The following is a 6,293-nucleotide window of genomic DNA, read 5'->3' as shown; positions in this document are numbered from 1 at the left end:
CGCCGAGCGCCTCGACGGCGGCGGCGAGGCCCTTCACGAGTTTCACCGGGTGGAGGCGGGCGCCGTGCGGGGTCCAGGAGGAGCCGACGGCGCCGGTGACGCGGACGCGGTCGGAGGTCTCGCGGGCGCCGTACATCTCCCGGTCCGTCTCGCCGAAGGCGATCTCGACGGCGTGGAAGTCCTTGAGGCGGCCCAGCTGGGCGGGGGAGAGGGCGACCTCCAGGACGCCGCCGCGGTGCTGGTCGGCCTCGATCTTCTCGGTCTCGCAGACGTCGAGGACCTCGGTGACGGTGGCGTTCATGGCCTGCTGGAGGCGGACGGCGGCCTCGTGGCCGTGGAGCTTGGCGTAGCGGTCGCGGCCGGCGATGCCGTTGTAGAGCCAGCCGCCGTTGCGGCCGGAGGCCCCGTACCCGCAGAACTTCGCTTCGAGGACGGTGATGTTCAGGAAGGGGACGGCCTTCTTCAGGTAGTAGGCGGTCCACAGGCCCGTGTAGCCGCCGCCGACGATGCAGACGTCGGCGGTGGTGTCGCCGGGGAGCGGTTCGCGGGGGTCGGGGGCGCCGTCCTGCGCGTACCAGAACGAGATGCCGCCGTTGACCGTACTCATGTGTATCCCTCTTCCGGGTGCGTGGGCGGGAGGTTACCGGGGGCCTTGGTCCTGTGGATACGGGCCCTTCGGCGGCGATTCCCGGACGGGGTCCGGCCCGGCTTCGAGGGGGGACGGCACATGTGCGGCCGCCACGGATTCCGTCGCTCCGGAAGGACTCTCCCCTGCCCGTGCGCAGGACCCCGCGTCTGGTGGCCCCGGCTGTCTCGGCCGGTCTCATCGGCCTTGCCGTGGTGGGGTGTTCGGCGGGAGGGGCGCCGGCGGCCGCCGTGGTGGCGGCGCTGCCGGGCGGGGACTCCCTGTACGACGCGACCCGATTCTCGGAGGCGCCGCGCGACGCGGGTGTCTAGGGTCGTGGGGTGATTCACGTACCGGACCGGCTTGTCGCGTCTCAGGTGAAGTACAACGGCGAGGCCGGGCGGGCGTTCGTCGCCGCGCTGCCGGAACGGGCGGCGGAGTTCCTCGACCGGTGGGGGCTGCGGGTCACGGGGCCCTCCATGTACGGCATGGCGTCGCTGGTGCTGCCCGTGGAACGGGTCACGGACGGCATGCCGGCCGCGCTGAAGCTGCAGATCCTCGACGACGAGACCGAGGGGGAGCCGGTCGGGCTGCGTGCCTGGGACGGCGGCGGTGTCGTGCGGCTCCTCGACCACGACGCCGGTACGGGGACGATGCTCCTTGAGCGGCTCGACGAGGCCCGGCCGCTGAGCTCCGTCGCCGACGCGAGGGAGGCGATGGGCGTCGTCGCCGGGCTGCTCGCCCGGCTGGTGGCGCTGCCGGCGCCGGAGGGGATGCGGGGGCTCGGCGACATCGCGGCCGGGATGCTCGCGGACGTGCCGGACGCGGTCGGACGCCTCGGCGCGGAGGACGCGGCGGTGCTGCGGGACTGCGCGGCGGCCGTACGGGAGGTGGCGGGCGAACCGGGCGACCGGCTGCTCCACTGGGACCTGCACCTCGGCAACGTCCTGGCGGCCCAGCGCGAACCGTGGCTGGCGATCGACCCCAAGCCGCTCGCGGGCGACCCGGGTTTCGACCTGCTGCCGGCCCTGATGGACCGCTTCGACCCGGCTGACGTCCTGTGGCGCTTCGACCTCCTCGCCGAGGTCGTCGGCGACCGGGGGAGGGCGGTGGCGTGGACGCTGGGGCGGGTGCTGCAGAACGGGCTGTGGGACGTGGCGGACGGGGAGCCGGGGCTGGACGAGGAGCAGGTGGAGGTGGCGCGGATCCTGCGGGCGGCGCGGGGGTGAGGCGTTCGCCGGGTCCCGTGAAACCTCCTGGCCAGGACCGGTGCGCCCGAGGCACGCTTGCCCCATGATCCGTACAGCCACGCCTGCCGATGTTCCCGTCGTCCACGCCCTCGTCCGTGATCTCGCGGCGTACGAGAAGGCCCTCGACGAGGTCCGTACCACCCCCGAGCAGCTTCATGAGGCGCTCTTCGGTGAGCGCCCCGCCGCTTTCGCGCACGTCGCCGAGACCGAGGACGGCGAGGTCGTGGGCTTCGCGATCTGGTTCCTCAACTTCTCGACCTGGCGCGGAGTCCACGGCATCTACCTGGAGGACCTGTACGTCCGCCCGGAGGTGCGCGGCGGCGGCCACGGAAAGGCACTGCTGACCGAACTGGCCCGGATCTGCGTCGAGCGCGGGTACGAGCGCCTGGAGTGGTCCGTACTGAACTGGAACAAGCCGTCGATCGACTTCTACGAGTCCCTGGGCGCCCGCCCGCAGGACGAGTGGACGGTGTACCGGCTGACGGACGGGGCGCTGGCCGAGCTGGGCGCGGCCGGGCGGGGCGTCTGACATGCCCCTGAACACCGCGTGGCGCCGGGGCCTCCTGTGCGGGGCCTTGAGCGTGGTGGCGGCGTCCGCGTCGGATCAGCGGGCCTGGCTGGAGAAGCACGGTGTCGGCGCGGACGAGATCGCCCTGGATCTCGAACACGGCTTCGGGCTGGCTCCGCAGTTGGTCGAGGAAGGGGCCCTGAGCGGGGAGTCGCTGGCCGACGTGGGACTGATCGACGCGGTCTTCGACGAGATGTCCCGCGACCGGTCGACGGACTGGTGGACCGTGGAGGCGCTGGCCGACGCGCCCGGGTGGGCCCGGGCGCGCGAGCTGGCCGGACGGGTGCTCGCCCGGGAGGGCGTGGCCCGCACGGCACTCCCCGACGTCCGGGTGATCCGGTGACGGGCGGTGGCCGCGCGGGGTGTAGGAAGGGGGCATGGATACGGACATTGCCCAGCGGTTTCAGCGGATCACGGCGTTCATCGAGGCGCGGTTGACGCCGCTCTTCGACCCGGCGAACGGGAGCGACCACGGGTTCGGCATGGACGACACCTCCCGGGCGCTGCGTGCCGCGCGGTACACCGTGCAGGCCGCCTCCGCCGTCAACGGGCTCGTGGAGAAGCGGGAGTCGGCGCCCGAGCTGCGTCAGGTGGTGGACCAGGCGTTGGAGCACAACTGGGACGTGCTGCGCTCCGTCGCCCGGATGTGGGAGGACCACCCCGACTTCCTGAAGGAGTTCAAGGCGCACTCCTGGGATGTGGTCGGGGCCGCCGTCTGAGACCGGGGGTGTCCGGCCTGACCGGCAGGACACCGTCTAGGGGATCAGGACCACCTTGCCCGTCGTGCCCCGCGTCTCCAGGGCGCGGTGCGCGCCCGCCGCGTCCGCCAGCGGGAAGCGGTGGACCGCCGGACGGAGGGCGCCGGTGGTCGCCGCGTCCAGGGCGGCGAGTTCGAGGTTGCGGACGTCGCCGCCCGCCTTCTGGAGCATGACGGGGCCGAGGACGGAGTCCGACGTGATGCCGCGCGCGGCGAGTTCCTCCGGTGTGAAGGTGAGCGGCTCGCCGTCGTGGAGTCCGGCGCCCGACCAGCCGAAGACGATGTGCTGTCCGCCCTTGCCGAGGAGGTCGACGGCCGCGCGGCCCGTGTCGCCGCCGACCGAGTCGAAGACGACGGTGGCGGTGCGCTCGCCCAGGTGGGCGCGGACCTTCTCCGGCCAGTCGGGCCGCTTGTAGTCGACGGCCAGGTCGGCGCCGTTCTCCTCGACGAGCGCGACCTTCGCCGGGCCGCCGGCGAGGCCGACGACGGTGGCGCCGGCGTTCTTGGCGTACTGGACGAGCAGCGTGCCGATGCCGCCGGCCGCGGCGGGCACGACGGCCACCGAGCCGGGGCCGAGTTCGGTGAACTGCAGGATGCCCAGGGTGGTGCGGCCGGTGCCGATCATGGCGACGGCCTCCGCCTCGCCGAGGTGGTCGGGCAGTGCGTGGAGGCGGGTGGCGTCGGTGACGGCGAGCTCGGCGTAGCCGCCGGGGGCCATGCCGAGGTGGGCGACGACCCGCTTGCCGAGCCAGGCCGGGTCGGTGCCCTCGCCGAGGGCTTCGACGGTGCCGGCGACCTCGCGCCCCGGGATCGTGGGCAGCTCGGCGGGCGCCGGGAACGGGCCCGTCATCCCCTCCCGGAGCGCGGTGTCGAGCAGGTGCACCCCGGCCGCCGCGACCTTGATGCGGACCTGGCCGGGGCCCGGTACGGGGTCGGGGGTCTCCTCGTACGTGAGGTTCTCGGCGGGGCCGAAGGAGTGGAGGCGGATGGCGTGCATGGCGTTCCCCGTTCGTCGCGTGGGTGGGCGTCGGCCGACGAGGAACACCCTCCGACCTCAAGCGTGCTTGAGGTCAAGGCCCTTCCGCAGGACACCTCGTTCCGCGCGCAGCGCGAGCGACACCGCCTCCACCGCGCTCGTGAACGACACCTCAGCGAGCAGGCCGGGCGCCGCCACCTGGTCGCCCACCAGGTACACGCCGTCGCCCCGGTCGACGGCCGGCCGGTCGCGCCAGGTCGTGCCGGGCCGGTCGACCGCCCCCGTACGTCCCTGGCACACCGAGTCCCGCCGCCACACCGTCCGCTCGCGCCAGCCCGGGAAGCCGAGGTCGAGGAGCCGTTCGGCGTGGGCCACACCGTCCGCCTTCGACTCGCCGGGGCCGATCGGCAGCTGGGCCTGGATCAGCTGCTGCCCGGCCGGGGCGAGCGTGGGGTCCTGGGCCGTGAAGCGCTCGATCCAGCCAGGCGCGTCCAGGTCCGAGATCACGAACGGGTCGCCCTTCCGGGTGCGCAGCGCCAGGTCGAACAGGACCGTACGGCCGCTCTCCCACGTCAGCGACGGGTCGCCGAGCAGCCGGGCGGCGGCCGGCAGCGCGGTCGCGACGATCACGGGCCCCTCGCGGAGCGGCAGGGAGTCGAGGCTGTCGACACGGGACGACGTCTCGATCCGTACGCCCGTCTCCCACGCGCGCGCGATCATCCGCTCGATCAGCCGGCCCCAGCCGCCCCGGATGAAATGCGCCTCCGGCGGCACGGACGTGGCCCGGTGGAGCCGCTCCTGCACGAAGCGGGCGGAGAGTGCGCCCGGGTCGTGGTGGAAGGTCGCGACCGCCGCGTACGTGGCGGCGGCGTGCGCCGCCCGCTCCCCCACGAGCCCGGTGGCCCAGGTGCGGAAGTCGACGTCCACAGGGGCCTGTCCGGCGTTACGGAGGGACTGGCGCAGCATGCCGAGCGGCGGGGTGCGGCGCAGGGCGCCGCCGCGGTGGAAGCGGAGCCGGAGTGCCTCGGAGACCGGCAGCGGAGCCAGGGCACCGAGGAGGCCGCGCTGCTTGAGCCAGGTCCAGTGCGGGCCGCCGGCGTAGATCGCGTGCGGGCCCTCGTTGGTGAGGTAGGGGCCCTCGGCGGTGCGAGCCCGGCCACCGGGGGTCCGGTGCGCCTCGTGGACGGTCACCTTGAAGCCCGCCTCGGCGGCGGTGACGGCCGCGGTCAGTCCGGCGAAGCCGCCGCCGATGATCGTGAGCTTCCGCATGTCGCTCTCCCTCTCGATCGGGTCGACCTTCGTCGACCTCGTGTCCGGTCTCGCACAGGGGACGAGGGGCGGGGTCGCGTTCGTGACATCGGGGCGTTGTCAGTGGCGTACATCACCATGGGGGCATGGCGACGACTCGGAAGAAGAAGACGGCGGTCGCGGGGGCGCGGCGGCCGGAGCTGCGGCTGCCTCCCCTGGAGTCGTACGGGGGAGGGCTCGAACCGGACGGGGACTACGACGGCCTCGAACTGACCGGGCTCGACCTCACGGGCCAGTCGGGGGAGGGCGCGCGGTTCCTGGACTGCGCGCTGCGCGAGTGCGGGCTCGACGAGGCGCGGCTGACGGGGGCCCGCTTCCTTGACTCGGTGCTCACGGGCGTACGGGGAGTGGGGACGGTCCTCGCCGGGGCACAGCTGCGGGACGTGGAGCTCGTGGACGCGCGGCTCGGCGGGGCGCAGCTGCACGGGGCGGTGCTGGAGAGAGTGGTCGTACGGGGCGGGAAGAGCGACTACCTGAACCTGCGGTCGGCGAAGCTGAAGGACGTCGTCTTCGAGGGCTGCGTGCTGAGCGAGCCCGACTTCGGGGGCGCCACGCTCGAACGGGTGGAGTTCGTGGACTGCGTGCTCACGGGCGTGGACTTCAGCGGGGCGCGGCTCAGGGACGTGGACCTGAGAGGCGTTCAGCGGCTGGAGATCGCGCGCGGGGTCGAGTCGCTCGCGGGCGCGGTGATCTCGACGGCCCAGCTCCTCGACCTGGCGCCGGTGCTCGCGGCGCAGCTGGGGGTGCGGGTGGAGGAGTAGGGGCTTGCGCGCCGGAGGGGGACAGGCTTGTGCGCTCGGAGGGGGTGG

The 6,293-nt window shown here is 73.7% G+C and carries 9 protein-coding genes; 6 read left to right on the top strand and 3 right to left on the bottom strand.

From position 1 onward, the window contains the following. Positions 1 to 607, bottom strand: a 607-nt coding sequence (locus tag AOK00_RS15835; protein ID WP_159041772.1) for an NAD(P)/FAD-dependent oxidoreductase, incomplete at its 3' end; no start/stop codon positions are given. A gap of 170 nt (positions 608 to 777) precedes the next feature. Here AOK00_RS15835 and AOK00_RS15830 point away from each other — a divergent pair. The 5 genes from AOK00_RS15830 to AOK00_RS15810 all read left to right on the top strand — a co-directional run bounded on the left by AOK00_RS15830 (position 778) and on the right by AOK00_RS15810 (position 3,162). Further along, positions 778 to 957, top strand: coding sequence for a hypothetical protein (locus AOK00_RS15830; protein WP_055600955.1), 180 nt, complete (start codon positions 778 to 780; stop codon positions 955 to 957). A 9-nt stretch (positions 958 to 966) separates the two neighbouring features. Further along, positions 967 to 1,854 carry an aminoglycoside phosphotransferase family protein gene (locus AOK00_RS15825; RefSeq protein ID WP_055600954.1) on the top strand — a complete coding sequence of 296 codons (888 nt, stop codon included), beginning with the start codon at positions 967 to 969 and terminating at the stop codon, positions 1,852 to 1,854. Between the two features lie 64 nt (positions 1,855 to 1,918). Continuing rightward, positions 1,919 to 2,404, top strand: coding sequence for a GNAT family N-acetyltransferase (locus AOK00_RS15820; protein WP_055600953.1), 486 nt, complete (start codon positions 1,919 to 1,921; stop codon positions 2,402 to 2,404). 1 nt (position 2,405) lies between these two features. Beyond that, entirely contained in the window at positions 2,406 to 2,786 is a 381-nt protein-coding gene (locus AOK00_RS15815; protein WP_055600952.1) for a hypothetical protein, read from the top strand. 34 nt (positions 2,787 to 2,820) lie between these two features. Then, the gene (locus tag AOK00_RS15810) at positions 2,821 to 3,162 is read left to right on the top strand and encodes a hypothetical protein (protein WP_055600951.1); all 342 of its coding nucleotides are present in this window, start codon (positions 2,821 to 2,823) and stop codon (positions 3,160 to 3,162) included. Positions 3,163 to 3,198: 36 nt separating this feature from the next. Here AOK00_RS15810 and AOK00_RS15805 read toward each other — a convergent pair whose 3' ends face one another. Both AOK00_RS15805 and AOK00_RS15800 read right to left on the bottom strand, forming a co-directional pair. Continuing rightward, positions 3,199 to 4,197 (bottom strand): zinc-binding dehydrogenase, encoded by a 999-nt coding sequence (locus AOK00_RS15805; protein ID WP_055600950.1) that lies wholly within the window; start codon positions 4,195 to 4,197, stop codon positions 3,199 to 3,201. A gap of 57 nt (positions 4,198 to 4,254) precedes the next feature. Next, positions 4,255 to 5,445, bottom strand: a complete 1,191-nt coding sequence (locus AOK00_RS15800; protein WP_055600949.1) for an NAD(P)-binding protein — start codon at positions 5,443 to 5,445, stop codon at positions 4,255 to 4,257. A gap of 125 nt (positions 5,446 to 5,570) precedes the next feature. Between AOK00_RS15800 and AOK00_RS15795 the strand changes: the two genes are divergently transcribed. After that, entirely contained in the window at positions 5,571 to 6,245 is a 675-nt protein-coding gene (locus tag AOK00_RS15795) for a pentapeptide repeat-containing protein (protein ID WP_055600948.1), read from the top strand. Positions 6,246 to 6,293: the final 48 nt, after the last annotated feature.

Source organism: Streptomyces aureus (assembly GCF_001418135.1).
GTDB classification, from domain to species: Bacteria; Actinomycetota; Actinomycetes; order Streptomycetales; family Streptomycetaceae; genus Streptomyces; species Streptomyces aureus_A.
This window is presented reverse-complemented; position numbering and strand designations above follow the sequence as displayed.

Coding starts and splice junctions, on each gene's coding strand:
- AOK00_RS15810 (WP_055600951.1), top strand. CDS start 2,821: ATGGATACGGACATTGCCCAGCGGTTTCAGCGGATCACGGCGTTCATC.
- AOK00_RS15800 (WP_055600949.1), bottom strand. CDS start 5,445: ATGCGGAAGCTCACGATCATCGGCGGCGGCTTCGCCGGACTGACCGCG.
- AOK00_RS15805 (WP_055600950.1), bottom strand. CDS start 4,197: ATGCACGCCATCCGCCTCCACTCCTTCGGCCCCGCCGAGAACCTCACG.
- AOK00_RS15820 (WP_055600953.1), top strand. CDS start 1,919: ATGATCCGTACAGCCACGCCTGCCGATGTTCCCGTCGTCCACGCCCTC.
- AOK00_RS15795 (WP_055600948.1), top strand. CDS start 5,571: ATGGCGACGACTCGGAAGAAGAAGACGGCGGTCGCGGGGGCGCGGCGG.
- AOK00_RS15815 (WP_055600952.1), top strand. CDS start 2,406: ATGCCCCTGAACACCGCGTGGCGCCGGGGCCTCCTGTGCGGGGCCTTG.